Source organism: Chromobacterium vaccinii (assembly GCF_001855275.1).
Taxonomy (GTDB): Bacteria; Pseudomonadota; Gammaproteobacteria; order Burkholderiales; family Chromobacteriaceae; genus Chromobacterium; species Chromobacterium vaccinii.
This window is the reverse complement of sequence record NZ_CP017707.1, coordinates 3,580,179-3,605,440: the sequence shown is the minus strand read 5'-3', so window position 1 is coordinate 3,605,440 and position 25,262 is coordinate 3,580,179. Positions and strand designations below refer to the sequence as shown.

The following is a 25,262-nucleotide window of genomic DNA, read 5'->3' as shown; positions in this document are numbered from 1 at the left end:
GCGGCGGAAAACCGTCACAGCACGATGCCGCGGCCGCCATCCACCGCCAGGATCTGGCCGGTGACGTAAGTCGCGTCCAGCAGCAGGAAAGCCACGGCCCGGGCGATGTCTTCCGGCACGCCGGTGCGCCGCAGCGGTATGCTCGCCTCGATCGCTTCGCGCCCCGCCGCGTCGAACGAAGCCTCGCTCTCCGGCCACAGATTGACGCCCGGCGCCACGCCGTTGACCCGCACCGCCGGCGCCAGCTCGATCGCCAGGCTGCGGATCAGCTGGGCGTGGCCGGCCTTGGCCAGGTTGTACACCACATGCCGCGCCATCGGCCTGTCCACATGGATGTCGGCGATGCCGACGATGGCGCCGCCGCGCCGCGTCAGCTCCGGCGCCAGCGCCTGGCTGAGAAACAGCGGCGCTTTCAGATTGCTGCCCATCAAATCGTGCCAGGCCGCCTCGTCGATCCGGCCCACTTCCGTCGGGAAGAAACTGGACGCGTTGTTGACCAGGCCGTCCAGCCGGCCAAAGGCCGCCACCGCCCGCGCCGCCAGCTCCGGCAGCGCCGCCGCGTCCAGCAGATCGGCCTGGGCCAGCTTGGCGCTGTCCGGCCGAATCGCGTTCAATTCCGCCGCCAGCGCCTCGGCGTCGGCGCGCGAACCTCGGTAGTGCAACACCAGCCTCAGCCCGCGCGCGTGCAGCAGCCGGGCGATGCCCGCCCCCACCCGGCGCGCGGCGCCGGTGATCAGGACCACGCGCTCATCTTGTTGTCGCTCTGTTAGCATTGCTTCCTCGAATCGAATTCCTCGCCCCTTCACGGGCGCTGCGCTTTGCACCACAATCGCGCCACATTGTAGCAGGACGACAGCCATGACCACCTTACCCGCCGCCAGTCCAGAAGCGCTGGCCACCAGCCAGGCCCTGTGCGGCCGCATCAGCCAGGCCGTCGCCGACGCCGGCGGCTGGATACCCTTTTCGCATTATATGGAATTGGCGCTCTACGCGCCCGGCATGGGCTATTACGCGGCCGGCAGCAGCAAGCTGGGCGAGAGCGGCGATTTCATCACCGCGCCGGAACTGACGCCGCTGTTCGGCCAGTCGCTGGCCCGCCAGTTGGCCGAGTTGCTGCCGCAGACCGCCGGCGCCATCTACGAATTCGGCGCCGGCACCGGCAAGCTGGCGATAGACCTGCTGGCCGAGCTGGAGGCGCTGGGCTGCTTGCCGCAAAAATACGTGATCCTGGACCTGTCGCCGGATCTGGTGGAACGCCAGCGCGACAACATCCGCGCCGCGCTGCCGCACCTGGCCGGCCGCGTCGAATGGGCCGACCGGCTGCCGGACGCGATCGACGGCATCGTCATCGGCAATGAATTGCTGGACGCGATGCCCTGCGAGATGGTGTTCCGCGACGAAAACCGCCAGCTTCGCCAGCGCGGCGTCACCGTCCGCGACGGCGCTCTCGCCTATGAAGACCGCGATTTCGCCGACGCCCGGCTGGCGGAGCTCGCCGCGCAGCTGGTGCCGGACATCCCGCGCTACGAGACCGAGATCAGCCTGGCCAACCGCGGCTTCATATCCACCGTCGCCGGCGCGCTGGCCCGCGGCGCCATCCTGATGATCGACTACGGCCACGCCGCGTCCGAGTACTACCACCCGGAGCGCAGCATGGGCACGCTGCTGGGCCACTACCGCCACCACACGGTGCAGGACCCGTTCTACCTGCCCGGCCTGATGGACCTGACCTGCCACGTCGACTTCAGCGCCGTCGCCCAGAGCGGCGTCGATGCCGGCCTCGACCTGATAGGCTATACCAGCCAGGCGCAATTCCTGGTCAACTGCGGCCTGGTCGACCGGCTGCAGTCGCTGGACGCCAACGACGTCAAAACCTACCTGCCGGTGGCCAAGGCGGCGCAGCGCTTGCTGTCGCCGCAGGAAATGGGCGAAACCTTCAAGGCGATGGGCTTCGGCAAAGGCGTTTCCATAGACTGGCTGGGCTTCGCCCGCGGCGACCGCTGCTATACGCTGTGAGCCGCCGCCACAATCCCGCAAAAGGCGCTTGACAGCTCCCGGGGCGCTGCGTATAGTTCGCGTCTCGGTGCGACAGCATCGAAATGTGGCGAATTAGCTCAGTCGGTTAGAGCGACGGAATCATAATCCGCAGGTCCGGGGTTCGAGTCCCTGATTCGCCACCACAGTTTGACGAGAAGACGCGCGAGCGGTTTCTCCACGGCGAATTAGCTCAGTCGGTTAGAGCGACGGAATCATAATCCGCAGGTCCGGGGTTCGAGTCCCTGATTCGCCACCAAATACAAAAAAGGCCAGCGCAAGCTGGCCTTTTTTGCGCTCCCCGCTCCCGAAAACAGGCGCGCGCCTAGCGCGCATGAACCATGCGGCCCGGCGCTATAATCAAGCATCGCCCCATTCGCCAGGCCCGCCATGACCCGCCCCCACTCCCTGCTCGGCAGCTTCCGGCTTAGGCTGGCCATCCTGTTCGGCGGACTGTTTCTCGCCTCGGCGCTGCTGGCCGCCGTCTGCCTCGACCAGGTGCTGTCCGACCGCATCGTGCGCGACCAGGGGGAGGCGATGAACAGCCTGGCCGGCAGCATCGCCAAGGCCATCGCAAGCAATCTGCGGGAACGCCACCGCGAAGTGCTGTTGCTGGCGCAAAGCCCCACCTATGTCCGGGCGCCGCTGGACGGCGGCGACCTGCGCCAGAGCCTGGAGCGCACCAAGCAAGCCTACAAGTACTACGCCTGGATCGGCATCGCCGACACGCAAGGCAAGATCGTTTCCGCCGCCGGCGGCATGCTGGTCGGCCAGAGCGCCGCCAAGCGGCCCTGGTTCATCCACGGCCAGCACGCGCCTTTCGTCGGCGACATCCACCAGGCCGTGCTGCTGGCCAAGCTGCTCCCCAATTCCTCAAGCCAGAGCGAACCGCTGCGCTTCGTCGATTTCGCCTCCCCGATCTACGATCCGACGGGCAAGCTGCGCGGCGTGCTGGCCACCCACGCGCTATGGGACTGGGTGGAAGACATCATACGGGAGCGGCTGCCCGCCAAGTCAGGCCTGGAAACCTTCATCGTCGACCGGCAGAACAACCTGCTATCGCCGTTCGAGGCGGTGGGAAAAACACAGGCCCCGGCGCCGATGTCCGCGGAGCAGACCTTCCGCCTCGGCCCCTGGCCCGGCGGCGGCGACTACCTGTACGGCGAGTCCCAGGTGCGGGAGGCGGCGCTGAACTGGCGAGTGATCGTCCGCCAGCCCCAGCAACAGGCGCTGGCGGCGCTGAACCGTCTGCGCGGCGCCTTGATGCTGCTGGGCCTGGCCGCCAGCGCGCTGCTGATGGCCGCGGTATATAAGCTGGCCACCTCGTTCAGCCGGCCGCTGGAACAACTGGCCGGCACCGCGAAGCGCGTCGGCCGCGGCGAAGAGGATGCCGACTGGGAAATACCCGGCGGCACCCAGGAACTGCGCCTATTGTCGGAAGCAATGCGAAACATGACCAACGCCCTGCTCGCCCGCAAGCAGCAACTGGCCGACGTCAACGCCAACCTGGAGCAAATGGTGGCGGACCGCACCGAGCAACTGCGCGAGTCCAACCGGCTGCTGGTGCAAAAAGCCACGGAACTGGCGCAGCAGGCGCGCCACGATGCGTTGACCGGCCTGCACAACCGCATGGCCGCCAATGAGCAGCTGCAGGAAGAACACCTCCGCTATGGCCGCACCGGCGCGCCGTATGCGGTGTTGCTGCTGGACGCCGACCACTTCAAGCGCGTCAACGACACTTTCGGCCACGATGCCGGCGACCGCGTGCTGCGCCACATCGCCGACACGCTGCTGAATTCGGCGCGCGCCACCGACTTCGTCGCGCGCTTCGGCGGCGAGGAATTCCTGCTGCTGCTGCCCGAAACCGATGCCTCAGGCGCGGCGGTGCTGGCCGAAAAGATCCGCGCCGCCGTCGAGCAATCTCAGGCGCCGGATGTCGGCCGCATCACGATCAGCATAGGGTTAGCCACTGCCGACGCCGCGGACGCGCAGCCGGAAGCGGCAGTGAAGCGCGCCGATCTGGCGCTGTACCGCGCCAAGGCCGGCGGCCGCAACCGGGTCGAAGCCGAGGCGACGGCCTGATCCGGCCAACTTACCCACAACCCGTGGCTCGCCGCGCGATTTATCCACAGCGCGGCGCTTGGCGTCCAGAATGGCAGTCAACTGCCCGGCAGCGCCCGCTCCAGCAGATAGCCGACATCCACTGCCCGCGCGTCCAGCGCGCCAGCCACCCGCCCCCAGTGCCCATCCGCCAGCCTGCTGGCGATGAAGCCGTCGGCTACCGCCGCCGGCGCGCAAGCCCGCAGCAAGCAGCCTTGCGCGGTCAGCGCCAGCTGTTGGGCGAAGCGCCGGCCCAGAACCTCAAGCTCCGGCGCGGACAAGGCCGCCATCGCCATGAGATCCGCCAGCGCGGCGCGCAGCCGGCGATCGCCGCCCGCCAGCCCGGCCAACTCGTCCAACAGCCGCTGCCAGGCTTCCGGCTCGCGCTGCAGCGCCCGCATCACGTCCAGGCACATCACATTGCCCGAGCCTTCCCAGATCGAATTGACCGGCGCCTCGCGGAACAGCCGCGCCATCGGCCCGGCATCGACGTAGCCGTTGCCGCCGAACACTTCCATGGTTTCGCCGGCCAGCTCCACCGCGCGCTTGCACACCCAGAACTTGGCCGCCGGCGCGACGATGCGCTTCCAGGCCGGCTCGTCGTTTTCGAAACCCTCGGCCAGCCGCGCCGCCAGCCGCAGCGCCGCCTCGCTCTCCAGCGCCAGATCGGCCAGCACCGCGCGCATCAGCGGCTGCTCAGCCAGGCGCTTGCCGAAGGCGACGCGCCGGCGGGCGTAGGCGATGGACTGGACCAGGCCCTGGCGGATCAAGGCCGCGCTGCCGATCACGCAATTGAGCCGGGTATAGGCGGCCATCTCGATGATGGTGGGAATGCCGCGGCCGGGATCGCCGATCAGCACGCCCCAGGCGTCCTGGAACTCCACCTCGCTGCTGGAGTTGCTGCGGTTGCCCACCTTGTCCTTCAAGCGCTGGATCGCCACCGCGTTGCGGCTGCCGTCCGGCCGCCAGCGCGGCACGTAGAAGCAGGACGGGCCGCCGTCGCGCAACTGCGCCACCACCAGGTGGGCGTCGCTCATCGGCGCGGAATAGAACCACTTGTGGCCGCGCAGCGCGTACTCGCCGCCGCGCCCGCCGGCGCCCAGCGGCGTCGCGGTGGTGGCGTTGGCGCGCACGTCGGATCCGCCCTGTTTCTCGGTCATGCCCATGCCCAGCCAGACCGACGCCTTGCGTTCGGCCGGCAGGTCGCGCGCGTCGTATTCGCGACAGAGCAGCTTGTCGCCCAACTGCGCCCACAGCGCCGGCTCCCGCCTCAGCAGCGGAGTCGCCGCCTGGGTCATGGTGGCCGGACACAGGGTGCCGGCCTCCACCTGGCCGTGCAGGTAGAACCCGGCCAGGAAGGCGGTCCAGCGTCCCTTGCGCTCGTTGTCGAACGGCAGAGACACCAGCCCCTGGGCGCGGTACAGCGCCAGCAGCTCGTGCCAGGACGGATGGAATTCGACGCGGTCGATGCGCCGGCCGCGGCGGTCGAAGGCCTGCAGCTGCGGCGCGCAGCGGTTGGCCTGCTCGGCCAGCTCGAAGGTCGCCGCGCGGCCCAGCCGCTCGCCGTAATCGGCCAGCCAAGTCGCCGCCCAGTCCGCGCCGGCGCGATGCAGCGCCTCCTTCAACGCCGGATCGGTATCGAACAGCTTGTAATCCTGCAACTCGTCGTACTGATTGCTCACCTCGTGGGTCTGCCAGCTCATGCGCGCGCTCCCGAATGGCCGCGCCGCCTCTCGGCGGCGCTCAAATGAACGTTTGCTCCATCGCTTCAGCTTAGCGGACCGGACCGCCGGCCGCAGCCGGCCCAAAGCGCATCAGCGCAGCGGCAGATGCACGTCGGTCAGCAGCAAATGCTCCGGCGTGTCGCTGGCCAGGTTCAGGTAGTGGAAATACACAGGAAAATCCCGCAGCACCTCGCCGCTGGCCGGCAGCCACTCCCGGTACAGGTACCAGATCGTGTCGCCCAGATTGTGGTGCGATCCATGGTGGCGGGCCACCGCGCAGCGCCCGCCCGGAATCTGTTTAACGATCACGCCTTGCGGATTGGCCGGCACAGGCCCCGCGACGCTGCCGCAGATGTCGAAGCGGAACCGTTCCGGCTCCGCGGTTTCCGGATTGTCGTAGGCGATGCCGTAGGTCTGGCTGCCGGCGACCGGCGACAAGCCGCTCGCCTTGCGCCACTCGATGAAGCGCAGCGCGCTGTCGTTGACCCGCTCCGGGGGCCCCAGGTGTTCCAGCGCCGCCACCATGACGGACTCTACGGTGATGATGTTGACTTCCATGCTGTCCATTCTCTCTCTGAAGGGAGGCGTCATCCGCGCATGCCAGCCCGGCCAATCCGGACGGCGCCGGAACTCGCTGGGCGAACAACCCAGCGCTTGCCGGAAAGCGCGCGAAAACGATTCGGGATTGTCGAAACCGCAGTCCAGCGCGATGGAGGTGATCTTGCGCCGCGGCTGAAACGCCAGCCAGTACGACGCCCGGCGCAGCCGCTGCATCAGGATGTAGCGGGCCACGCCCACGCCCAGATACGCTGAAAACTGTCGGTGGAAATGGAAGCGCGAGAAGTGGGCCAGCTGGCTCAGGCGCTCGACGTCGAGCGGCTGGTCCAGATGGCTGGCGATGTAATCCAATACTTTTTCGAAACGCCGCGCGTAGCGGTCCGCCTTATCCATGCTCGTCCTCCATGGCGGCCACTATGCGGGAATGCGCGAAAACCTTCTTGACGCGGCTTGCTCTATTTCACGCCGCGTCCGGAACCGGCGCCGGGCATGCCAGCATACAATACACCCGGCGCCGGATGCGCCTCAGTCTACCGCGCGCGCCCAGTCCTCGATCAGGCGCTCCGGCGTGCGGCAGGCGCGGCGCTTCAACACGAAACCCTGGCAGCGCTCGGCGAAGCCGCGGCGGTTTTCCAGCATGTCCTGCCGCATTTCGTCCAGCTCCGCGCGCCGGCACTGCTGCAGCCGGGCCGGGTCCAGCTCCTGTTTGCGCCGGGCAAGCTCCGGCCAGTTGCGCTCCGCCGCCGCGGCCATGCTCAGCAGCCAGCTGCCGAAGGTTTCCGGATCGCGCGGGCCGATGTCCTGCACCATGCCCAACCGCCAGGCCTGGCGCGCGCCGATGGGCAGGCAGTCGCCGCACAGCCTGGCCGCCGTCTCGCCGCCCACCGCGCGCGGCAGGGTATAGGTCCAGTATTCGGAGCCGTACAGGCCCATGGTCGCATAATGCGGATTCAGCACCACCCCCTGCCGCGCCAGCACCACGTCGGCCGCCAGCGCCATCATCACCCCGCCGGCGCCGGCGTTGCCGGCCACGCCGGCCACCGTCAGCTGCGGCGCGGTAAGGATTTCCAGGCAGACGTCGTCTATCGCCTGTATGTTGCGCCACGCCTCCTCGCCCGGGCGCTCCGCCGCCTGGATCACGTTGAGATGGACGCCGTTGCAGAAGCTGCCGCGGCCGCTGCGTATCAGCAGCACCCGGGTGTCCTGCCGCTTCGCCCATTGCAAGGCCCGCACCAGGCGCTGGCAGTGCTCGGTGCTGAGCGCGCCGTTGTAGAACTCGAAAGTCAGCTCGCCCACCCGGCCCACCTCGCGGTAGCGGATGGGCTGGTAGCTCTCCTCGCAATGCGGATGGGTATCCACCGCCCACTCCAGCCGGGGCGCGCCGTCCAGCAGGCGGCCCAGTTCGTGGCGGGCCGGCCGCTTGAAGGTTTCCTCGCCCGGCGCCGGCTGCCGCCGCACCGATCCTATCCACAGGCTGGCGTCGCCGCAGGCCACCAGCACCGCGTCGTCGTGCACCGCCAGGATGCGGCCCGGCTCGCCGGTCCGGTGGTCGAGATGGGCGTCGCACAGGAAATAACGGCCGCCGGCCAGATCGGCCAACACGCCGGGCTGGCCGTCGGCGGCGTCGATGCGGCGCTTGATCTCGGCCGCCGGCTGGCGCCAGTCGAAGGCGCGGTCGGCCTGCTTCATGTTCGGCTGCAGCCGGCCGGCCACCTGCGGGTCGGCGTAATCGACCGCCTGCGGCTGGTAGCCGCCGGCGAACTTCTCCACCACGTCGCGGATGCAGTACATCGCGGCGTCGCTGACCGGTCCGTTGTAGAGCTCGGACTTGCGGATGCCCGGCGGCAGATCGAACTCGCGGCTGGACCACACCGGCCCGGCGTCCATCTCCTCCACCGCCTGCAGCGCGGTCACGCCCCAGCGCTTCTCGCCCTTCATGATCGCCCAGTCCAGCGCCGACGCGCCGCGGTCGCCGACGATGCCGGGATGGACGATCACTACCGGAAACGGACTGTCCCGCCACAACTCGGCCGGCACCCTGTCCTTCAGGAAGGGGCAAATCACCAGCTGCGGTCGCGCCCCCCTCACTTGGCGCGCCACTTCGTCGGCGTCGGTGAACAGCACCACGCTCGGCTTGTGGCCGGATTCGCGCAACTCCAGCCAGGCGCGCTGGGTCAGGCCGTTGAAGGCCGTGGACAGCAAAACGATTCTCAAGGCTTGCACTGCATTCTCCCGCGTATGGGCTCGGACAAGCGCCGCATGCTACGCAGCCGATCGGGGGAACAATTTGACTCAAAACAATTTTAATGCATTCGTCATTGCGCGCCTGACCCAAGGGTCAGGTGCCGCCAGCTGACGCCAGTCTCGCCTCCTCCAGCCCGCCCTCGCTCCGCAGTCGCGCCGCCATTTTCATGAATGCCCGCGCCGCCAGGCTCGCCTCCTCTTCGTCCAGCATCGCCAACCCCACCTGGCGCCGCACCGCGGGCGACAAAGGACGACTGACATAGCCTTCCACATAAGGCCGCGACGGCAGCGACAATTCCGCCACCACCGTCACCGCATCGCCGCGCGCCACCATTTCCAGCGTGCTGAGCAATTGCCCGCAGCGATAGCGAATGTCGGGCCGCAGGCGCTCGGCCTGGAACAGCCTGCCCACCAACTCGCCCGAGCCCGCGCCGGTCAGCGCGAACGGCTCCGCGCACAGCTCGCCCAGCGCCACGCGCTCCCGCTCCGCCAACGCGTGGCCGGCGGGCAGCACCGCCATCATTTGATCCTCGATCAGCGGACAAGTGACGAACCTGGGATCCGGCAGCACCGCGAAGGCGATATCCACCCGCCGTTGCTGCAGCCATTGCAGCGCCTGCTCATCCGGCCCCTCGTCGACGCGGATCTCGATGCCGGGATGCAGCCGCCGATAATGCGCCAGCAGCAAAGGCAGCAGGCGCAGCGATGCGGTGGGGCCGAAAGAGCCGATGCGCAGCGTGCCGCGACGCAAGCCGCGCGCGTCGGAGGCCTCCTGCCGCATCGCCTCGGCCAGCCCCAGCATGCCCCTGGCCCGCCGCAGCGCCTGCAAGCCGATGTCGGTGGGTTCCGCCTTGCCCTGCCCGCGGCGCAGCAGCTCCACGCCCAGCTCCCGCTCCAGCTCGCGCATCGCATGGGACACGCCGGACTGGGAAATGCCCAGCCGGGCGGCGGCGGCGGTGAAGTTTTGCAGCTCGGCGACCAGGGAAAAGATTTCCAGTTGAGTCAGCGTCATCTTTGCAAACCAGTCATGAGTTTTTACTCATTTTACTATCATTGAAAATGAGCATAAAAATATTCAATCGCGCCAAAACCAGACCTCGCCATGCCAGACACCCATTCTCCGATAGACGGCGTCTCTTCGCTCTGCCCCGCCCTCAGCCATCGTTTTCTGTCATTGCAAGAAGCGGGACGCCATCCCCTGCCCCTCGCTCGCGAAAGCGTTCGGCTCCAGGCGCTGCTCAGCGGCTTCGACGATATCGCGTTCTGTCGTCCGCAAGCGCTGCCGCAGCTGGCCCAGCGCATTCGCGGACAGCATGCGCAGTCCGTCGTTTCAACCCTCGAGTCCGCCTGCCTGCATTGGGAAGCGAAGGAGCATCGCCTGGCGCGAGCGCAATTCGGCAACCATCTGCGCCGCCACCCGGCGGATGTCGTGGCATTGTTCTGCACCCATATCTTTGACTGCTGCCTCGGCCAGCCCCGCGCGCTGCGCGAGGACTTGGCGCGCTGCGCCAAGCATATCGAAGCAAGCCACTGCCTTTACCCGTACTACCTGTCCATCCATGCCTATGTTCTTGCCGACGCGGACCAGGCCGAGCAAGCCCTGCCGCTGGCGTTGGCGGCCCTGAGGCAGCGTCAGGACAACCTTTACGGCATCTACGCCGCGATGCGCGCCCTTCAAGCCCTGGGATGCCGGCAGGAATCCGCGCTTTTCCTCGCGCAGTCCCGCAGACTTTGGGCAGAGCGGCCGCAGTTCCATGCCCGCATGCTGCGGATGCTGACCGGCGCGGATGCATGCTTCGGTCGCTCCAACACCGGACTGGCTTGAATGCCTTCGACTCCCGGCGCCGGCGCGCCGCCCACCGCCAGCCGCCTCCCCTCGCGCTGGCTCTATCTGCGCCTGACCCTGGTCTCCGCGATCTGGGGCGGCACCTTCATCGCCGGCAAAGCGCTGGCCGGCGGCCTGCCCCCGCTGCTGGCCGCCAGCCTGCGCTTCGCCATCGCCAGCGCGACGCTGCTGGGCTGCCTGGCGTTGACGCGCACGCCGCTGGTCCGCCCGGCTCCCGGACAAATGCTGCGGCTGTCCGCGCTGGGCCTGCTCGGCGTGTTCGGCTACAACCTGTTTTTCTTCTACGGCCTGCAGCGCATCGGCGCCGCCCGGGCTTCGCTGATCGTCGCGCTCAATCCGGCCATGATCGCGCTGGCCTCCTTCCTGCTGCTGAAGGAAGCCTTGCCGCCGCTCAAGCTGGTCGGCGTCGCGCTGTGCCTGGCCGGCGCGGCCGATGGCGGCGGCGATCTGCTGATCCTGGGCTGCGTCGCCTGCTGGGCGGCGTACAGCGTCGGTTCGCGCGGCCTGTCGCAGGCGCTGGGGCCGCTGCAGACGGCCACCTGGTCCATCCTGCTGGGCACGGCGATGCTGTGGCTGGCTGCATGGCTGCGCGGCGACGCCAGCCTCGCCGCCATCGGCAAGCTGGACGCCGCGCAATGGGGCGGGCTGCTCTATCTGGGCGCGCTAGGCTCGGCGCTGGCCTATATCTGGTACTACGACGGCATCCGCCGGATCGGCGCCGCCCGCGCCGGACTGTTCATCGCCCTCAATCCGCTCTGCGCGGTACTGCTGGGCGCCGGCCTGCTGGGGGAGCGCCTGTCGCTGGAAATGGCGGTCGGCGGCGCGCTGGCCATCGCCGGCATCGCGCTCGGCAACCCAGCCCCCTGGCGCGGCCAGCCGCCCTCCCGTTCAACCTGAGCCTTGTTTCCGTTGCCAGCCCGCGGGCGGCAACGGATAATCGCCGTCCGTTTGACAGGGGGTGGATCAATGGATGAGACAAGCGTGCGCCTGTCCAAGCGCATGGTGGAACTGGGCCTTTGCTCGCGGCGCGAAGCCGACGCCTGCATCGAGCAGGGCTTGGTTAAAGTGGACGGCAAAGTGGTCAATACGCTGGGCGCGCGGGTGCGGCCGGAACAGCAAATCACGCTGGCCGGAACGCCGCAGGCTTTGGCGACGCTGCCGGTGACGATGCTGCTGAACCGCCCGGCGGGCGAGGACGCGCCGCCGGCGCAGCTGCTGGGGCCGGGCAGCCGCTCGCCGCAGGACGGCGCGGAACAAGTATGGCTGGCGCGCCACCGCCAGCACCTGAGCGTCCTCGGCGCCGTGGATGAGCGCTGCCACGGCCTGCTGGTCCTGACCCAGGATAAAAAGCTGCCGCGCCATCTGGCCGAGTGCGAGATGGAATTCCTGCTGCAAGTGGAGCGGGCGCCGGCGGCCGACGAGTTGAAAGCGCGCGTCGCCGCCATCCGCCTGGACGGCAAGCCCTTGCGCCAGTGCAAGATCAGCCGCCAGAGCGACCACCAGCTGCGCTGCGCGGTTTACGCGCCGGGCGACGGCTTCTTCGCCGAAATCAGCCGCCAACTCGGCGTCAACCTGCAAAGCGCGCGCTGCATCCGCATCGGCCGCCTGGCCCTGGCCGGGCTGCAGCCGGGACAATGGCGCTATCTGCAGCCGTTCGAACGCTTCTGATCCTTGCCCGCGCCAGCCCGCCGGACACCCCCGCGCGGGCTGCCCGCCTCCGGTTTTCCATGCGACGGCGATGCGTATTGCCCCGCCGGCGCGGGACGGCTTCGTGCCAAAATGAAAGTTGAATAAAAAATAAATTTATCGGAACTCGGTTCCCGATATTCCGTCTTTATATCATCCAGCCATTCAACCGGAATTCCGCCCATGCCTCACGACACCCCCTTGATCACCACCATCGTCGGCGGCCTGGTCTTCGCCTTCGCGCTCGGCGCGCTGGCCTTGCGCCTCAGGCTGCCGCCGCTGGTGGGCTATCTCTGCGCCGGCATCCTGGTCGGCCCGTTCACGCCGGGCTTCCAAGCGGATACCGCGCTGGCGCCGGAGCTGGCTGAGCTGGGGGTGATCCTGCTGATGTTCGGCGTCGGCCAGCATTTCTCGATCAAGGATTTGATGGCGGTGAAGGCCATCGCCGTCCCCGGCGCGCTGGTGCAGATCGCGGTCGCGACGCTGCTGGGCATGGGCCTGTCCCATTTCCTCGGCTGGCCCTTGGGCGAGGGGGTGGTGTTCGGCCTGGCGCTGTCGGTGGCCAGCACCGTGGTGCTGTTGCGCGCGCTGGAGGAATACGGCTGGCTGGACAGCGAGGACGGCAAGGTGGCGGTGGGCTGGCTGGTGGTGGAGGATCTGGTGATGGTGCTCACCCTGGTGCTGCTGCCGGCCTTCGCCGGCGCGCTGGGCGGCGGGCAGGCCGCGCCGTCGCTGACTCAGTTGGGCTGGACGCTGGCGATGACCATGGCCAAGGTGGCCGCTTTCGTCGCGCTGATGCTGCTGGTGGGCCGCCGCTTCATTCCGTGGATGCTGGAGCGCATCGTCCATACCGGCAACCGCGAGCTGTTCCGGCTGGGCGTGCTGGCCACCGCGCTGGGCGTGGCCTACGGCGCCACCCAGCTGTTCCAGATCTCGTTCGCGCTGGGCGCCTTCTTCGCCGGCATGGTGATGGCGGAATCGCCGTTCAGCCACCGCGCCGCCGAGGAATCGCTGCCGCTGCGCGAGGCGTTCGCCGTGCTGTTCTTCGTGTCGGTGGGCATGCTGCTGGATCCGGAAGTGCTGCTGAAGGACACCCCGGTGCTGCTGGCCACCGTGCTGATCATCGTGGTCGGCAAATCGGCGGCGGCCTACGGCATCGTGCGCCTGTTCCGCCGCAGCCGCCGCACCAGCCTGCGCATCGCCGCCAGCCTGTCGCAGATCGGCGAATTCTCCTTCATCCTGGCCGGGCTGGGCATGTCGCTGGGCTTGCTCAGCGCGCGCGGCCAGGCGCTGATCCTGGCCGGCGCCATCGTGTCCATCCTGCTCAACCCGATGATGTTCGCGCTGGCCGAGCGCTACGGCCGCCCCGCGGAAGCCTCCGCCTGAGGCATGCCGCCAGCGGCCTGCCCCTGAACATTTGGCCGGATCGGCCGCCGGCTATGATAGAATCGCGCGCAACGCGTTCAATTTGCTATGAAAAAACTCATCGCCACGCTGTGCCTGCTCTGCCTCGCCCTGCCTTCGTCGGCAGGCCGCTTGCTGCCCGATGGCTTGGTCATGGGCAGGCTGGCCGGCGTCGACGACTCGGGCATCGAGTTCGTCCGCTCCGACCGCACGCTGCTGCAGCGCTTGACGGCGCTGATCGCCGTCGAACCGCAGCATTTCGCGCTCGCCGCCGGCCTGCGCGTGTTCGATGAGCACAACCGCTTCCTGCTGAGCGGGCAACTGAACGCTCTGAAAGGCCGCGCCATAGGCGTGACCTTCGATCAGCAAGGCAATATCAACCGCATCTGGGCGCTGGGCGACGACGAGGTCGAGGCGCTGAAACAGCGCCAGGCCCAGATCCAACCCTGAAACCGAATACCAGCGGGAAACCGAGTAGCAATGAAGAAGGTATACATCAAGACCTTCGGCTGCCAGATGAACGAGTACGATTCCGACAAGATGGCGGACGTGCTGGGCAGCGCCGAAGGCATGGTCAAGACGGACAACCCGGAAGAAGCCGACGTCATCCTGTTCAACACCTGTAGCGTGCGGGAAAAGGCTCAGGAGAAAGTGTTCTCCGACCTCGGCCGCATCCGCCCGCTGAAGGAAGCCAACCCCAATCTGATCATCGGCGTCGGCGGCTGCGTGGCCAGCCAGGAAGGCGACGCCATCGTCAAGCGCGCGCCCTTCGTCGACGTGGTGTTCGGCCCGCAGACGCTGCACCGCCTGCCGGACCTGATCGAGAGCCGCAAGCAGAGCGGCCGCTCGCAGGTGGACATCTCCTTCCCCGAGATCGAGAAGTTCGACCACATCCCGCCGGCCAAGGTGGATGGCGGCGCGGCCTTCGTCTCCATCATGGAAGGCTGTTCCAAGTACTGCTCGTTCTGCGTGGTGCCGTATACCCGCGGCGAGGAAGTGTCGCGCCCGTTCGAGGATGTGCTGACCGAGATCGCCGGCCTCGCCGCCCAGGGCGTCAAGGAAATCTCGCTCTTGGGCCAGAACGTCAACGCCTACCGCGGCCTGATGAGCGACGGCGAGATCGCCGACTTCGCGCTGCTCTTGGAATACGTGCACGAGATCCCGGGCGTGGAGCGCATCCGCTTCACCACCAGCCACCCGCGCGAGTTCAGCCAGCGCATCATCGACTGCTACGCCAAGCTGCCCAAGCTGGTCTCCCACCTGCACCTGCCGGTGCAAAGCGGCTCCGACCGCGTGCTGATGGCGATGAAGCGCGGCTACACCGGCCTGGAATACAAGTCCATCATCCGCAAGCTGCGCGCGATCCGCCCGGACCTGTGCCTGAGCTCGGACTTCATCGTCGGCTTCCCCGGCGAAACCGAGGCCGACTTCGAACAGACGCTGAAACTGGTGCGCGACTGCGAGTTCGACTTCAGCTTCGTGTTCATCTACAGCCCGCGTCCGGGCACGCCGGCATCCAACCTGCCGGACGACACCCCGCACGCCGAGAAAGTGCGCCGTCTGGAAGCGCTGAACGAGGTGATCGAAGCCAAGGGCTTCGAGATCAATAAGGCGATGGTCGGCTCCGTGCAGCGCGTGCTGGTGGAAAACGTCTCGAAGAAAGACGCCGCGATGCTGGCGGCGCGCACCGCCAACAACCGCGTGGTCAACTTCGCCGGCCACCCGCGCCTGCTGGGCCAAACGGTGGATGTCAGAATCACCGAAGCCCGCCCGCACTCGCTGGCCGGCGAGGTGGTGGTCAACGAGATCGCCTGACCGTGAACGGAGCCGGCTTGCTATGCAATGCGCATCGCGCGGCGTATGCTCGGCTGGTTCCGATACGGAGGATTTCAAGATGTTCGTCGTCTCGCTGACTTATACCGCCCCGCTGTCCGATGTCGACGCGCTGCTGGATGCCCACGTCGCCTGGCTGAAACAAGCCTACGCCGACGGCGCCTTCCTGGCCTCCGGCCGCAAGGTGCCGCGCGAGGGCGGCGTGATCCTGGCGCGCGGCGAACGCGCGGTGCTGGAGGCCCGCCTGGCGAAGGACCCGTTCGCCCAGGGCGGCGTCGCCCGCTACGACATCATCGAATTCGTGCCCGGCATGACCGCCCCCGGGCTGGAAAGCCTGAAGGAAGCATGAACGCGAGCGGCATCAAGGCCCTGCTGCTGGACCTGGACGACACGCTGTTCGACGACAGCCACGCCACCCATCAGGCGTTTTCCGCCTTCATCGGGCCGCATGCCGCCCGTTTCGCCGAATCCGAACCCGAGCTGTTCCGCCGCTGGCGCGCCTGCGTCGACCGCCACTGGCGGCGCTTCGAGGCCGGCGAGCTGACGATAGAACAGCAGCGCCACGAACGGCTGCGCGACTTTCTCGGCCTGCCGCATATCGCCGAAGACGTAGCCGCGCGGCTGTTCCAGCCGTATATGGACGCCTACCGCCGCCACCGCCGGCTCACGCCCGGCGCGGCGGACTTTCTCGACGCCACCCGCCATTTGATCCGCATCATCGTCAGCAACGGCGGCGCCGAACAGCAGCAGGCCAAGCTGGCGCACCTGGGCATCGCCCACCACTTCCGCCACGTCGTCACCGTGGAGGACGCCGGCGCCGCCAAACCGGACCCGCGCATCTTCCGCCACGCGCTGGCGCTGGAAAGCCTCGCTCCCGAACATTGCCTGATGGTGGGCGACGACCTGGAGCGCGACATCGAGCCGGCGCGCCGGCTGGGCATGGCGGCCTGTCATGTGTCACACGACCGCCACGCCGCCGTTTTTCAACAGTTAAGCGAACAATTGCACACGCATGAGCACTAGCGAATCCCTCAGCTTCAACCCGGTGGACAACGAACGGCTGGCCCGCCTGTGCGGCCCGCTGGACGAAAACCTGAAACAGGTGGAGACCGGCCTGGACGTCGTCGTCCAGCGCCGCGGCGAAGCCTTCCGCGCGCAGGGCCCGGCCGCCAAGCTGGCGGTGGAGGCGCTGACCCGGCTCTACCTGCTGGCGGAGAAACAGGACATCTCGGTCGACGACGTGCAACTAACGCTGGTGGAGCTGCGCCAGCAGCAATCCACCGCCGAGCAGGAAGAGTCGCCGGTGCTGGCCACCCGCCGCGGCGACCTGAAAGGCCGCACGCCGAACCAGGCTCGCTACATCAAGGCCATCCAGCAGCACGACGTCACTTTCGGCATCGGCCCGGCCGGCACCGGCAAGACCTACCTCGCCGTCGCCTGCGCGGTGGACGCGATGGAGCGCGACGCGGTCAAGCGCATCGTGCTGGTGCGCCCGGCGGTGGAAGCCGGCGAAAAGCTGGGCTTCCTGCCCGGCGACCTGGCGCAGAAGGTGGACCCGTACCTGCGGCCGCTGTACGACGCCTTGTACGATCTGATGGGCTTCGACCGCGTGACCCGGCTGTTCGAGAAGAATTTGATCGAGATCGCGCCGCTGGCCTATATGCGCGGCCGCACGCTGAACCATGCCTTCATCATTCTGGACGAGGCGCAAAACACCACGCCGGAGCAGATGAAGATGTTCCTGACCCGGATCGGCTTCGGCTCCCGCGCGGTGATCACCGGCGACGTCACCCAGATCGACCTGGCCCGCCACCAGAAGAGCGGCCTGGTCGAGGTGGAGCGCATCCTCGACCATGTGCGCGGCATCCACTTCCATCATTTCAACAGCAACGACGTGGTGCGCCACCCGCTGGTGCAGAAAATCGTCGACGCCTACGACCATTACCAAAGCAAGCAAGATGAAAAAAGCTAAACGCAACCCGCTGCTGACCCGCCTGGCCGAGCGGCTGGAGCTGACCCTGGACGTGCGCAGCGACGCCGGCCTCCTGCCCGAGCCCGCGCTGATCCGCCGCGCCTGCCAGGCCGCGCTGCGCCGCGACGTCAAGCAGGCCCAGATCAGCATCGTCATCGTCGACGCCGCTGAAGGCCGTCAGCTCAACAACGACTACCGCGGCAAGGATTATGCGACCAACGTTTTGTCCTTCGCGCTGAACGAAGGCGAGCCGGTGGCCGGCCTGCCGCTGTTCGGCGATCTGGTGCTGTGCGCGCCGGTGGTGGAGCAGGAAGCCGCCGAGCAGAACAAGGACCTGATGGCCCACTACGCCCACCTGCTGGTGCACGGCATGCTGCACCTGCAGGGCTTCGACCATGAAGAGGACGAAGAGGCCGAAGCGATGGAAGCGCTTGAAACCGTAATCGTTAAACAGCTAGGATATCCTGATCCCTACCACGAGGAGCACATCTAAGAAATGGAAGACCCCAGTAAACCGCGACCCAGTTGGCTTGAACGCCTGTCCACCATGCTCTTGCGCGAGCCGGAAGACCGCGAGGAGTTGATCGAGCTGTTGCACAACGCCTTCGAGCGCAACCTGCTCGACGCCGAGGCCCTCGGCATGATCGAAGGCGTGCTGGAGGTCAGCGAGCTGACCGTGCGCGACGTGATGATTCCGCGCAGCCAGATGCACGTGCTGAACATCGACGACCCCATCGCCCGCTTCCTGCCGACCGTGATCGATTCCGGCCACTCGCGCTTCCCGGTGATAGGCGAAAGCAAGGATGACGTGCAAGGCATCCTGCTGGCCAAGGAGTTGCTGCGTTACTTCCATGCGCCCTCCACCTTCAATCTGAAGAACGTGCTGCGCCCGGCGGTGTTCGTGCCGGAGTCCAAGCCGCTGAACGTGCTGCTGCGCGACTTCCGCGCCACCCACAACCACATGGCGGTGGTAGTCGACGAATACGGCGGCGTCTGCGGCCTGGTGACCATCGAAGACGTGATCGAGCAGATCGTCGGCGACATCGAGGACGAGTACGACATCGACGACGACGAGGACGACATCGTGCCGGTGCGCGGCAACGAGCGTTACCGCGTCAAGGCGCTGACCGAGATCGAAGACTTCAACCACTACTTCGGCACCGACTACGCCGACGACGACGTCGACACCGTCGGCGGCCTGGTGATCTCGCTGACCGGCCACCTGCCCAAGCGCGGCGAGAAGATAGAAGCCGCCGGCCTGCGCTTCACCGTGCTGCGCGCCGACAGCCGCCGCCTGGACACCCTGCTGGTGGAACGCATCCAGGCCTCCCTCGACATGGCCGAATAAGGCTATGCTGAATGCAGCCGGCAGCCGCCGGCTGCAACTCTCGTATTCAACTGCAACAAGCCCCATGCGAATCCTGATCCTGCTATTGGCCGCCGCGCTGGCCGGCGCCCTCACCCTGTTTGCCTTCGCCCCCTATCGGCTGTTCTGGCTGATGCCGATCACGCTTGCCGCGCTGGTCGAGCTGCTGCAGCGCGAGCCGCGCCGCGCGTTCTGGATAGGCTATGCCTGGGGACTGGGCGCCTATGTCAGCAACTTTCGCTGGATCTACGACAGCCTGCACGACGTGGCCGGCCTGCCGGCCTGGATCGCCGCGCCGCTGGTGCTGCTGCTGCCGGCCTATCTGGCGCTGTATCCCGGCCTGGCCTCCTGGCTGGCCTGCCGCATCGACCCGCGGCCCGGCGTGCGCTGGCTGCTGGCCTTCCCGGCCGCCTGGGAATTGGGCGAATGGCTGCGCGGCTGGGTGATGACCGGCTTTCCCTGGGGCGCGGCCGGTTATTCGCAGATCACCGAAAGCCCGCTGGCGGGCTACGCGCCGGTCGGCGGCATCCATCTGGTCAGCTACCTGGTGGCGCTGTCCGCCGGCGCGCTGGCCATGCTCGCGCGCGCCGGCATGCGGCAGCGGATCGGCATCCTGATCGCCGCCGCGCTGATCTGGGGCAGCGGCGTGTGGCTGCGCGACATCGAGTGGACCCATCCGGTCGGCAAGCCGATCACGGTGGCATTGGCCCAGGGCAATATCGCCCAGGAGCTGAAATGGTCGCCGGAAAACCTGGAAAACTCGCTGCTCACCTATTACCGCCAAGTGGCGATGACCCGCGCCGACCTGATGATCCTGCCGGAAACCGCGCTGCCGCTGTTCCTCGACGATCTGCCGTCCGGCTATCTGTCGATGATCCGCGGCGAAGCGTCCCGCGCCGGCATGGCGCTGGCCAGCGGCATCCCGCGCCGCACCAACGACGGCCGCGGCTATCTGAATTCGGTGGTGGCGCTGTCCGATCCGAAAATGCCCTATTACGCCAAGGACCACCTGGTGCCCTTCGGCGAGTTCGTGCCGCTGCCGGGCCTGATAGGCTGGATCTACCAGCACATGGACATGCCGCTGTCCGGCTTCAGCCGCGGCGGCGCGGATCAGGCGCCGCTGACGCTGGCGGGGCACAAGGTGGCGTTCAACGTCTGCTACGAGGATAGCTTCGGCGAGGAGCTGATCGGCCCGGCCGCCCGCGCCGACATCCTGGCCAACGTCAGCAACCTGGCCTGGTTCGGCAAGAGCGAGGCGATGAGCCAGCATCTGCAGCTATCGCAGGCCCGGTCGCTGGAAACCGGCCGTTACATGCTGCGCGCCACCAATAACGGCATGACCGCCATCATCCGCCCGGACGGCGAAATTTCGGCGGTGGCAGCCCCGTTCACCGCACAGGTGCTGACCGGTTTCGCCCAGAGCCGCCAGGGTCTGACGCCTTACATGCGCGTCGGCAACCTGCCGGTCATCATCGGCTGCGGCGCGCTGCTGCTGCTGGCCCTGCTGCTGGGCTGGCGCCGCCGCGGCCAGCACTAGGCCGCATTGATCAAAAAAAGCCCGGCGCGCTGCCGGGCTTTTCGCATCCACTCCCGCGCGCCCCCCGCGCCGCTCAGCCTCTTACCGAGAAGCGCGACACCAGTTGCCGCAGATTGGCCGCCAATTGGTGCATATTATGGATGGCCTGCGACGCCGACTGCGACGCCGACGCGTTGCTGGTGGCGCTGTGGGCGATCTGCTCCACGTGCTGGGCGATGGTCTGGCTGGCCGCGCTCTGCTCCTTCAGCGCGTGGGAAATATCGCCGATCACGTCGACCACGCCGCTGGCGCTGTCCTGGATGCGGGCGATCTCGGAACCCGCCTGCTCGGCTAGCCCCAGCCCCGCCTTCACCCGCGACACCGCCTCCTCCATGCTGTGGCGGGAGTGCTCGGCCCCCTGCTGCACATCCTGGATCATGGAGGCGATTTCCTGCGTCGCCTGCGCGGTGCGCTCGGACAGCTTGCGCACCTCGTCGGCCACCACCGCGAAGCCGCGCCCCATCTCGCCGGCCCGCGCCGCCTCGATCGCCGCGTTCAAGGCCAGCAGATTGGTCTGGTCGGCGATATCCTTGATCACCTGCATGATGCTGGAAATGGTCTGGGTCTTGTCCGCCAGGCTGGTGATGATGCCCGAGGTCTGGTCGACCGCGTCGTTGATGCGCCGCATTTCGCTGACCGCCTCGGCGATCACCGCCCCGCCGCTCTTGGACAGCGTGCCGGACTCGTTGGCCAGGTTGCGCGCATCCTGCGAGCGGTCGGAAATGTGATTGACGCTGACGGTGAGCTGCTCGATCGACGCCGCCATCGCTGTGGCCGCCGCGCTCTGCTGCTCGGAGCCGCGCCCCACCGCCTCGGCCTCGCCGGTCACCTTGCTGCTGACCTGGGACAGCTGGTTGGCGCCGTCTATGATGTCGCGCACCAGCCGCTCCAGCTCGCGCTGCATCGCGCCCACCGCGGACATCAGGCTGTCCTGATCGCCCTCCTTCACCGCCACGTCCTCGTCCAGATGGCCGGCGGCGATGCGCTTGACCACCGCCACCGTCTCCTGCGGATCGGCGCCCAGCTGGCTCAGCACATTGCGCAATATCATGCCGCCCATGCCCAGCAGCACCAGCAGCGCCGCCGCCAGCACGCCGCCCAGCCACAACAACTCCCGATGGAAAGCGGCTGAAACATCGTCCAGATAAATGCCGGTGCCGACGATCCAATGCCACTTCGGCGTGGTGGTGACATAGGAAATCTTGGGTTGGGGCTGATCGAAGCCGGGCTTGCTCCACACGTACTCGCCATAACCTCCGCCGCCCGGCGATGAAATCGCGTTCTGAAACAGCGTCTTCAACTCGATGCCGTTCGGATCCTTCACTCCGGCCAGGTTCTTGCCGATCAGCTCCGGTTTGGCGCCGTGGGCGACGTAATTCCAGTCCGAGTCATAGGCGAAGAAATAATCCGCCTTCTCGTAATGCATCGAACTCAGCGCCTTGGACAGCATGCGCTTGGCGTCGGCCTCGCCGATCTTGCCGCTTTCCACCAGCTTCTCGTAGCTGGATACCAGGCCCACCGCGCTCTGCACCAGATTGCGCACCTTGTCCTGCCTGTCCTGCAGCATCACCTGGCGCTGGTTGTACACCGATACCACGCCCAGGCCGCACACCACCGCCACCACCAGCGCCATCAAGCCGACCAGGCGGGCCTTCAAGCTCATGCCTGCGTTTGCCATTTCCCGCTCCTTCCCCAACTCCGCACGTATTCGTGCTTATTTTGATAGTTCGACTACAAAATCATTCTAGAAACGGATGTCCCCCGCCGCCACGCCGTTTTGCGCATTCCGATCAAGCGCAAGGCTCGCAGGCATGAAAAAACCCGGACATGCCGGGCTTGAGGGACGGGTCGATCAGACGCGGAAGCTGGAGAACAGCTGCCGCATGCTGCTGGCCGAGTGCGACAGCTCGGACAGCGTGTCGCGCACGGTCTGCAAGGCGTCGTCGCTGTCGACGATGCGGCCATTGATCTGCTCGGTGCTCTGGGCGATCATCGTGGTGGCCTTGTGCTGCTCGCTGGTGGACAAGGTTATCTCGTTCATCTTGGCCATCACCTCCTGCATCGCCTGCTGGATCTGCTCGATGCGCTGCACCGCGCCCAGCGTCAGCTCCACGCCGCCGTCGACCGAGCTGACGGTGCGCTGCATATTGCTGACCGCCTGGCTGGTTTCCTCGCGGATGGTGCTGACCATGCCGGAAATCTCCACCGTGGCCTGGCCGGTGCGCTCGGCCAGCTTGCGCACCTCGTCGGCCACCACCGCGAAGCCACGGCCCATTTCGCCAGCGCGCGCCGCTTCGATCGCCGCGTTCAGCGCCAACAGATTGGTCTGGTCGGCGATGTCCTTGATCACATTGGTGATGCCGCTGATCTGCTGCGAACGCTGATCGAGCGAGCCCAGCATGGTGGACAGTCCCTTCACCGCCTCGACGGTGCTGTTCATCTCCTGCGAGATCTGCTGCATGCCGTGCGCGCTCTCGCTGGAGACCTGGCCGGTATGGTTGACCAGGCCGTCCGCCTCGCGTGCCGCGTCGGCGATGTGCGAGATGCTGACGGTGATCTCCTCCAGCGTGGCCGCATTGGAGCTGGACACGTCGGAAATCTGGCGCGAATCGTGCGCCACCTTGTCCACGGTGTCGGTCACGCTCTCGACGCCGCCGGTCACCCGTTCGGCCTCTTCCTTCACCGCGATGAACATCTTCTGCAGCTGGCCGATGAAGCGGTTGAACGCGGTGGCGGTTTCGGCGATCTCGTCCTGGCCGGTCACCTGGATGCGGCGGGTCAGGTCGCCTTCACCCTGGGAAATTTCCAGCATCGCGTTGCGCAGGCGGCCCAGCCCGGCCAGCATCTTGCTCAGCATCACGCTCGCCACCGGGATCAGGATCAACACGCACAGCGCGCCGATGCCGATCACAGTCAGCAGCAAGGTGTTCAGCGGCCCGGTGACCACAGACTCGTCGGTCACCACGCCCAGCAGCCAGTTGGTGCCCTCCACAGGCTGCACCTCGATCAGCTTGCTCTCGCCGCCGATGTTGACCTCCTGCATCGTGGTATCGGTCGCCAGTTTCGTCAGACGATCGCTAGTCAGCTCCGGCACTTTCTCGGACAGCGGCTTCAGCGTCAGGCTGGCGTCCGGGTGGGCGATCACCTTGCCGCTCTTGTCCACCAGAAAAGCGTAGCCGTTGCCGCGCAGCTTGACCGACAGCACGGTCTTGACCAGGTCGTCGATGAAGATGTCGCCGCCGACCACCGCCTTCAGCGTGCTGCCGTCCTTGACCGGCGACACGAAGGTCACCACCAGTTTCTTGGTGTCGAAATCGACATAGGGATCGGATACGCCGGGGTTGCCGCTGGCCGACGCCTGCTGATACCACGGCCTTGCCACCGGATCGTAGCCTTGCGGCTGCGGCTTCATGTCGGAGCGGATCATCACATGATCGGCGGTGCCGATATAGGTCATGTCGAAGCCGCCGGCCTGGCTCATCCTGGCCAGGGTCTGGCGCGGATCCGGCGTGCCCACCAGCGGATTGGCCGCGATCACCACGCCCACCTTGCTCTTGTACCAGCTGCTCACCAGGGCCGAGTAGCCCTTGGAGGTGCCGCCCAACTCATTATCGACGCCTCGGACGATCTCATTCCGCATCTGGCCGTAAACCAGCACGGTAATCACCATACCCAGCAATACCAACAGCAGGGCAATCACTGCAATCAGCTTGACACGCAAAGAGCGCATTACACTTCCTCCTCATCCCCAATTACTTGCCAGGCCGCATCGACCGCGGGCTTGCGGCATCGGGCGCTGTTATCTTGTAAGCCTCTACTCAGGTTTAGTCCGAATAAGCATAAAGCTCAACGAACAATTCCCTTCTCGCAAATTTTGCCCTCCATTTTCCCAGATGGCATGAAACATCCACTCCATCGACAGCGCCGGCCATCGCACGACAGTCCGACAATAAGCGGCGGGCATCTCAATGTAAATGGCCGATCGCAGATATGCAATGCCCGCGTTACAACTTGCCGCTCCCATCCAGGCGCCATGCTTGAAAATCGGCATGCCGCGCCCGTCCCCCGCCGCCTCCGTGCTAGCATGCCGTCTATACGACAATGGAGACCCCCATGCACCTGAGCGCCATGTTCGTCCATCCGGTGAAATCCTGCCGCGGCATCGCCTTCGACCGCGCCTATGCGGGCAAACTGGGCTTGCTTCACGACCGCGAATGGCTGCTGGTCAGCCCGGACGGCCAACAGATTACCGCGCGCACGCATCCCCAACTGGTCACCGTCCGCGCCGAGCTGTTGCCGGGCGGCGTGCTGCTGCATCGCGCCGGCAAACCGCCGATCTTCGCGATGGCCACCGTATACACCCGGCCTCATCCAGCCCAGGTCTGGAAGGACGGCTTCCAGGCCTGGCACGGCGACGAGCGCGTCGATGCCTGGTTCGCCGATCTCCTCGGCTGCGAATGCCGGCTGCTGTGGCTGGGCGCGCAATCCAACCGCGCGTTCAAGGGCGGCTCCGACAAGATGAGCTTCGCCGACGGCTATCCCTTCCTGCTGGTCAACCAGGCCTCGCTCGACGATTTGAACCGCCAGCTCCCCGAGCCCGTCACGCTGCGCCACTTCCGTCCCAATCTGGTCGTGAGCGGCGCGTATCCGTGGGAAGAAGACGATTGGCAGGTGATCCGCATCGGCGGCCTTGAATTCGACGTGATGAAACCCTGCGCGCGCTGCGTGCTGACCACCGTGGATCCGGACCTGGGCGAAAAGCGCGCCGATGGCGAGCCGCTGCAGACCCTGGTCCGCACCCGCCGCCAGGATGAAGGCGTCTGCTTCGGCATGAACCTGCGCGCCCGCAACGAAGGCGTGCTTGAGTTGGACGCGCCGGTCGAGGTTCTGGAACAGCGCTACAGCTTCTAGACTGGGCT

At 66.8% G+C, this 25,262-nt stretch carries 22 protein-coding genes and 2 tRNA genes; 17 read left to right on the top strand and 7 right to left on the bottom strand.

Annotated features, from left to right (window positions below):
* Positions 1–14: 14 nt before the first annotated feature.
* Positions 15–773, bottom strand: coding sequence for a pteridine reductase (locus BKX93_RS16790; protein ID WP_046166926.1), 759 nt, complete (start codon positions 771–773; stop codon positions 15–17).
* A gap of 85 nt (positions 774–858) precedes the next feature.
* On the opposite strand from BKX93_RS16790, the gene BKX93_RS16785 reads away from it, so the two are divergent.
* The 4 genes from BKX93_RS16785 (at position 859) to BKX93_RS16770 (ending at position 4,116) form a co-directional block, all read left to right on the top strand.
* Positions 859–2,016, top strand: coding sequence for a class I SAM-dependent methyltransferase (locus BKX93_RS16785; protein WP_070980657.1), 1,158 nt, complete (start codon positions 859–861; stop codon positions 2,014–2,016).
* 87 nt (positions 2,017–2,103) lie between these two features.
* Positions 2,104–2,180 (top strand) — tRNA-Met (locus BKX93_RS16780).
* Positions 2,181–2,216: 36 nt separating this feature from the next.
* Positions 2,217–2,293 (top strand) — tRNA-Met (locus tag BKX93_RS16775).
* 131 nt (positions 2,294–2,424) lie between these two features.
* Positions 2,425–4,116: a sensor domain-containing diguanylate cyclase gene (locus BKX93_RS16770; protein ID WP_070980655.1), complete on the top strand. Its 1,692-nt coding sequence runs from the start codon at positions 2,425–2,427 to the stop codon at positions 4,114–4,116.
* Positions 4,117–4,193: 77 nt separating this feature from the next.
* On the opposite strand, the gene BKX93_RS16765 is transcribed toward BKX93_RS16770, so the two are convergent.
* The 4 genes from BKX93_RS16765 to BKX93_RS16750 form a co-directional block, all read right to left on the bottom strand.
* Positions 4,194–5,837 carry an acyl-CoA dehydrogenase family protein gene (locus BKX93_RS16765; protein ID WP_070980653.1) on the bottom strand — a complete coding sequence of 548 codons (1,644 nt, stop codon included), beginning with the start codon at positions 5,835–5,837 and terminating at the stop codon, positions 4,194–4,196.
* 111 nt (positions 5,838–5,948) lie between these two features.
* Positions 5,949–6,809: an AraC family transcriptional regulator gene (locus BKX93_RS16760; RefSeq protein WP_070980652.1), complete on the bottom strand. Its 861-nt coding sequence runs from the start codon at positions 6,807–6,809 to the stop codon at positions 5,949–5,951.
* Positions 6,810–6,941: 132 nt separating this feature from the next.
* Positions 6,942–8,639 (bottom strand): hydrogenase maturation protein, encoded by a 1,698-nt coding sequence (locus BKX93_RS16755; RefSeq protein ID WP_046157423.1) that lies wholly within the window; start codon positions 8,637–8,639, stop codon positions 6,942–6,944.
* Positions 8,640–8,754: 115 nt separating this feature from the next.
* Positions 8,755–9,672 carry a LysR family transcriptional regulator gene (locus BKX93_RS16750; protein WP_046157422.1) on the bottom strand — a complete coding sequence of 306 codons (918 nt, stop codon included), beginning with the start codon at positions 9,670–9,672 and terminating at the stop codon, positions 8,755–8,757.
* Positions 9,673–9,762: 90 nt separating this feature from the next.
* Between BKX93_RS16750 and BKX93_RS16745 the strand changes: the two genes are divergently transcribed.
* From BKX93_RS16745 to lnt, 12 genes are all read left to right on the top strand, one after another.
* Positions 9,763–10,485: a tetratricopeptide repeat protein gene (locus BKX93_RS16745; RefSeq protein WP_144408742.1), complete on the top strand. Its 723-nt coding sequence runs from the start codon at positions 9,763–9,765 to the stop codon at positions 10,483–10,485.
* Positions 10,486–11,403, top strand: coding sequence for a DMT family transporter (locus BKX93_RS16740; protein WP_070980650.1), 918 nt, complete (start codon positions 10,486–10,488; stop codon positions 11,401–11,403).
* A gap of 69 nt (positions 11,404–11,472) precedes the next feature.
* The gene (locus tag BKX93_RS16735) at positions 11,473–12,174 is read left to right on the top strand and encodes a S4 domain-containing protein (RefSeq protein WP_070980649.1); all 702 of its coding nucleotides are present in this window, start codon (positions 11,473–11,475) and stop codon (positions 12,172–12,174) included.
* A 201-nt stretch (positions 12,175–12,375) separates the two neighbouring features.
* Positions 12,376–13,578 (top strand): cation:proton antiporter domain-containing protein, encoded by a 1,203-nt coding sequence (locus tag BKX93_RS16730; RefSeq protein ID WP_070980648.1) that lies wholly within the window; start codon positions 12,376–12,378, stop codon positions 13,576–13,578.
* An 87-nt stretch (positions 13,579–13,665) separates the two neighbouring features.
* On the top strand, positions 13,666–14,046 hold the full coding sequence (locus BKX93_RS16725) for a hypothetical protein (RefSeq protein ID WP_070980647.1): 381 nt from the start codon (positions 13,666–13,668) through the stop codon (positions 14,044–14,046).
* Positions 14,047–14,076: 30 nt separating this feature from the next.
* A complete protein-coding gene (gene miaB / locus BKX93_RS16720; RefSeq protein ID WP_070980646.1) occupies positions 14,077–15,411 on the top strand; it encodes a tRNA (N6-isopentenyl adenosine(37)-C2)-methylthiotransferase MiaB in 1,335 nt (444 codons plus the stop codon).
* A gap of 79 nt (positions 15,412–15,490) precedes the next feature.
* Complete coding sequence (locus tag BKX93_RS16715) at positions 15,491–15,778, top strand: YciI family protein (RefSeq protein WP_070980645.1); 288 nt, start codon at positions 15,491–15,493, stop codon at positions 15,776–15,778.
* Positions 15,775–16,452, top strand: a complete 678-nt coding sequence (locus BKX93_RS16710; protein WP_070980643.1) for an HAD family hydrolase — start codon at positions 15,775–15,777, stop codon at positions 16,450–16,452. Before BKX93_RS16715 ends, BKX93_RS16710 begins: the two co-directional genes overlap by 4 nt.
* On the top strand, positions 16,442–17,401 hold the full coding sequence (locus tag BKX93_RS16705; RefSeq protein WP_046157415.1) for a PhoH family protein: 960 nt from the start codon (positions 16,442–16,444) through the stop codon (positions 17,399–17,401). The genes BKX93_RS16710 and BKX93_RS16705 overlap by 11 nt, the downstream gene beginning before the upstream one ends.
* Complete coding sequence (ybeY, locus tag BKX93_RS16700; protein ID WP_046157414.1) at positions 17,388–17,894, top strand: rRNA maturation RNase YbeY; 507 nt, start codon at positions 17,388–17,390, stop codon at positions 17,892–17,894. Before BKX93_RS16705 ends, ybeY begins: the two co-directional genes overlap by 14 nt.
* A gap of 3 nt (positions 17,895–17,897) precedes the next feature.
* Positions 17,898–18,749, top strand: coding sequence for a CorC family transporter (locus tag BKX93_RS16695; RefSeq protein WP_021477432.1), 852 nt, complete (start codon positions 17,898–17,900; stop codon positions 18,747–18,749).
* Positions 18,750–18,813: 64 nt separating this feature from the next.
* On the top strand, positions 18,814–20,304 hold the full coding sequence (gene lnt / locus BKX93_RS16690) for an apolipoprotein N-acyltransferase (RefSeq protein ID WP_046157413.1): 1,491 nt from the start codon (positions 18,814–18,816) through the stop codon (positions 20,302–20,304).
* Between the two features lie 73 nt (positions 20,305–20,377).
* On the opposite strand, the gene BKX93_RS16685 is transcribed toward lnt, so the two are convergent.
* The gene (locus BKX93_RS16685; RefSeq protein ID WP_046157412.1) at positions 20,378–22,021 is read right to left on the bottom strand and encodes a methyl-accepting chemotaxis protein; all 1,644 of its coding nucleotides are present in this window, start codon (positions 22,019–22,021) and stop codon (positions 20,378–20,380) included.
* A 174-nt stretch (positions 22,022–22,195) separates the two neighbouring features.
* Complete coding sequence (locus BKX93_RS16680) at positions 22,196–24,073, bottom strand: methyl-accepting chemotaxis protein (protein WP_046166917.1); 1,878 nt, start codon at positions 24,071–24,073, stop codon at positions 22,196–22,198.
* 383 nt (positions 24,074–24,456) lie between these two features.
* Here BKX93_RS16680 and BKX93_RS16675 point away from each other — a divergent pair, with 383 nt between their 5' ends.
* Complete coding sequence (locus BKX93_RS16675) at positions 24,457–25,254, top strand: MOSC domain-containing protein (protein WP_046157410.1); 798 nt, start codon at positions 24,457–24,459, stop codon at positions 25,252–25,254.
* Positions 25,255–25,262 lie beyond the last annotated feature (8 nt).

Bases quoted from the DNA above. Each gene is read 5' to 3' on its own strand.
- BKX93_RS16760 (WP_070980652.1), bottom strand. From the start codon at position 6,809: ATGGATAAGGCGGACCGCTACGCGCGGCGTTTCGAAAAAGTATTGGAT.
- BKX93_RS16745 (WP_144408742.1), top strand. From the start codon at position 9,763: ATGCCAGACACCCATTCTCCGATAGACGGCGTCTCTTCGCTCTGCCCC.
- BKX93_RS16675 (WP_046157410.1), top strand. From the start codon at position 24,457: ATGCACCTGAGCGCCATGTTCGTCCATCCGGTGAAATCCTGCCGCGGC.
- BKX93_RS16770 (WP_070980655.1), top strand. From the start codon at position 2,425: ATGACCCGCCCCCACTCCCTGCTCGGCAGCTTCCGGCTTAGGCTGGCC.
- BKX93_RS16680 (WP_046166917.1), bottom strand. From the start codon at position 24,073: ATGCGCTCTTTGCGTGTCAAGCTGATTGCAGTGATTGCCCTGCTGTTG.
- BKX93_RS16785 (WP_070980657.1), top strand. From the start codon at position 859: ATGACCACCTTACCCGCCGCCAGTCCAGAAGCGCTGGCCACCAGCCAG.
- BKX93_RS16750 (WP_046157422.1), bottom strand. From the start codon at position 9,672: ATGACGCTGACTCAACTGGAAATCTTTTCCCTGGTCGCCGAGCTGCAA.
- BKX93_RS16740 (WP_070980650.1), top strand. From the start codon at position 10,486: ATGCCTTCGACTCCCGGCGCCGGCGCGCCGCCCACCGCCAGCCGCCTC.
- BKX93_RS16735 (WP_070980649.1), top strand. From the start codon at position 11,473: ATGGATGAGACAAGCGTGCGCCTGTCCAAGCGCATGGTGGAACTGGGC.
- BKX93_RS16790 (WP_046166926.1), bottom strand. From the start codon at position 773: ATGCTAACAGAGCGACAACAAGATGAGCGCGTGGTCCTGATCACCGGC.
- BKX93_RS16765 (WP_070980653.1), bottom strand. From the start codon at position 5,837: ATGAGCTGGCAGACCCACGAGGTGAGCAATCAGTACGACGAGTTGCAG.
- miaB (WP_070980646.1), top strand. From the start codon at position 14,077: ATGAAGAAGGTATACATCAAGACCTTCGGCTGCCAGATGAACGAGTAC.
- BKX93_RS16710 (WP_070980643.1), top strand. From the start codon at position 15,775: ATGAACGCGAGCGGCATCAAGGCCCTGCTGCTGGACCTGGACGACACG.
- ybeY (WP_046157414.1), top strand. From the start codon at position 17,388: ATGAAAAAAGCTAAACGCAACCCGCTGCTGACCCGCCTGGCCGAGCGG.
- BKX93_RS16695 (WP_021477432.1), top strand. From the start codon at position 17,898: ATGGAAGACCCCAGTAAACCGCGACCCAGTTGGCTTGAACGCCTGTCC.
- lnt (WP_046157413.1), top strand. From the start codon at position 18,814: ATGCGAATCCTGATCCTGCTATTGGCCGCCGCGCTGGCCGGCGCCCTC.
- BKX93_RS16705 (WP_046157415.1), top strand. From the start codon at position 16,442: ATGAGCACTAGCGAATCCCTCAGCTTCAACCCGGTGGACAACGAACGG.
- BKX93_RS16685 (WP_046157412.1), bottom strand. From the start codon at position 22,021: ATGGCAAACGCAGGCATGAGCTTGAAGGCCCGCCTGGTCGGCTTGATG.
- BKX93_RS16730 (WP_070980648.1), top strand. From the start codon at position 12,376: ATGCCTCACGACACCCCCTTGATCACCACCATCGTCGGCGGCCTGGTC.
- BKX93_RS16715 (WP_070980645.1), top strand. From the start codon at position 15,491: ATGTTCGTCGTCTCGCTGACTTATACCGCCCCGCTGTCCGATGTCGAC.
- BKX93_RS16725 (WP_070980647.1), top strand. From the start codon at position 13,666: ATGAAAAAACTCATCGCCACGCTGTGCCTGCTCTGCCTCGCCCTGCCT.